Source organism: Methylocystis sp., from assembly GCF_051061225.1.
Taxonomy (GTDB): domain Bacteria; phylum Pseudomonadota; class Alphaproteobacteria; order Rhizobiales; family Beijerinckiaceae; genus Methylocystis.
Genome location: NZ_JBPFEB010000076.1, coordinates 1 through 2,344, shown reverse-complemented (window position 1 = coordinate 2,344; position 2,344 = coordinate 1). Strand labels below are relative to the sequence as shown.

At 60.2% G+C, this 2,344-nt stretch carries 3 protein-coding genes and 1 pseudogene; all 4 read right to left on the bottom strand.

Annotated features, from left to right (window positions below; translation table 11 throughout):
* A partial coding sequence (locus tag ACR652_RS13960) for a methane monooxygenase/ammonia monooxygenase subunit C (RefSeq protein WP_434507089.1) occupies positions 1 to 156 on the bottom strand: 156 nt, incomplete at its 3' end.
* A gap of 203 nt (positions 157 to 359) precedes the next feature.
* Positions 360 to 1,349, bottom strand: coding sequence for a hypothetical protein (locus ACR652_RS13955; RefSeq protein WP_434507088.1), 990 nt, complete (start codon positions 1,347 to 1,349; stop codon positions 360 to 362).
* A gap of 31 nt (positions 1,350 to 1,380) precedes the next feature.
* On the bottom strand, positions 1,381 to 1,836 hold the full coding sequence (locus ACR652_RS13950) for a type III secretion system chaperone (protein ID WP_434507087.1): 456 nt from the start codon (positions 1,834 to 1,836) through the stop codon (positions 1,381 to 1,383).
* Positions 1,837 to 2,019: 183 nt separating this feature from the next.
* A pseudogene (locus tag ACR652_RS13945) lies at positions 2,020 to 2,344 on the bottom strand (ATP-dependent zinc metalloprotease FtsH); the annotation flags it as partial.

Genomic DNA, 2,344 nt, shown 5'->3' with positions numbered 1-2,344 from the left:
CGAATCCAGGCCGGCGCGCCAGCCATAGATCTGCTCGTAGATGCGAACGATCAGATAGAAGATGTTCAGGACCGCAAGGCCGATCCACATGCCGCGCAGGTCGACTACGGCTGTTTCCGTAGCGGCGCCAGCAGCAGCGCTCGTCGTCGAGCTCATATTCACTCCTCCATATGTGAGCACTCGAGGTCATTGCCTCGAAGCTGTTGCATCATGCTTTCTGTACCAGCAGGCAACAGTGACTTTGTCGCCAATGTGGGGGCAAAAACTGCCATGGCGGCATAGAGGCAATCTATTGATTTTGCGGCGCAGCAATCTCTCGGCCGGAAAAGCAAGGCTCTCGATGCGCCGCAGAAGCGGATTCAGAATTTCAGATCCTGAAGGAAGAATTCGTCGCCGACGGCGCTGCTGTCTGCTTCATGTATATACGCCGACCAGCTCAGAACGTCTGACGAATATGCATCTGGCAGATCGTTGTTACGCGAGACGACGGCGTTGGCGCCGCGAGTGGGGGCCTCGATGCTCGCGTACAAATTGCCATCCCTGGCCGTGACGGTAATCAGGCCACATGGATGACCATCAAATTTTACCGCGCATTCCAACTTGGCGCTCGTTGCAAGCCGTCGAATGTCCTCGCACACCGCTTTCGCGGCGTTGCGGGCCTTTTCCTCCTCCTGCCTGAAACCCGTTGCAAGAGCCGAGGAGCCGGGCCTGACCGTTATTTCGGTCGGTCTGACGAGACGAACCATCTCATCCAGCGCCTCTGGAACGCCCTGATCGTGATATTTCGGCAAGCCGTTTTCAACAGCGGGACAGGGAACATGAAACAACCCCCCGACTTTCGTCATGGAGTTGTAGATCAACACCGGCATGCAACTGTAGAACGAGTCCGAGCAAAACCGGTATCGATCCAGCCGGCCAATCGCGCCCTGCCCCATCACCACCGCGATGCGTGGCCGGGCGGCTACCTCTAAAGGCGGGCGCGTGTCCGTCTCCATTCGGGAGACGATGGCCGCTTTTCTGTCCGCATCCAGCGACGAGACGCGCTCATTCAGTCCCAGAGCGGCAAGGACGTCCGACCCCTTCAACGGATCGCTCGTCTGAAAGCCAGGAACGCCCTCAAGCTTCACACCCGCGGCCTCCAGCCATTTACTCATGTTCTCCTTGGCGATCTTCGCTCGCTCCGCATGAGTCGAGGCGCGCTGATCTGGCGGCGCGCCATAGAGCATCGTAACGTTTGACTCAGTTCCCAGTATTTCCGTTGAGCGAACACTTCGCGCGAAATCGACGACAGCCGTTTTTGAGGCGTTGTCGATCCTGAAGCTCGGTCCTGACCGATCAATGAAACTCATCCGACGAACTCCTCCGCATTCAGCCAGTCACTCAAACACGCCGCCAATCGGTCATCGCTTCTTTCGTCTCTTCCCGAGGCGTTGGCGCAATGGTTTCGATCAGGTTTTTCCACTTGGTCGCCGCGGTGCGCATATCGCGCAGTGACGCTTCGATCTTCGCCGCTGCGACAAGCGCCGACGCCATCTCGACGCTCAGAACCAGCGCGCCGTCGGGACCGTCGAGAGACAGTCGAGCGCCGCCAGTTTCGGTCCATAGGTAGTTATATTGCAGGGCCAGATGGTACAGGATCTCGCGCGCTTCCGGCCTCGGCGCCGTCAGCGCCGCGCTGAAAACGAGCAATGCGCGTTCGGCCGCATATTCGATTTCGATCGGCTCGCCCTGCGTCTCGAACAGGATCAGCCAGCTTTCGTTCCCTGTGCGCCCGATGTGGCGGGCGCCAATCGAACCGGCGAGGTCAGTTAAAATTGCATCGAGCACGTCGATCATGCCCGCACTGTCGAGCCTGAGAAAACTTCTTTCAAGCAACCACAGGTACGTTCAAGCAGCCAGGCCACACGGACGGGACGCTCCGCGAGGCGCCTGGGTCTGCATCCAATTCATCCTCGCATTTCCGTCAAAATGAAAAGGCCCGGCGCTGGGCCGGGCCTTTCTGTTTTCCTGCGGGTCCGATCAGATCGGCTGCGGGGCGACGCCGCCGTCCACATCCGGCTCGGGGTTCTGTCCCGTTGTCGGGACGGCGGAGCCTCTGGGCGGCTGCGGGGCGGAGGAGCTGGTGTCCTCGCGCACGGGGCGCTTGCCGACGAGAAGACCCTTCATCTCCTCGCCCGTCAGCGTCTCGAACTCCAGCAGCGCGTTGGCGATCACGTCGAGCTGGGAGCGCTTCTCCGTCAGGATCTGGCGGGCCTTGTCATAGGCCTCCTGAACCAGACGGCGCACCTCGGCGTCGATCGTCTGCTGCGTCGCTTCCGACAGCGACTGCTGGCGGCCGAGCGAA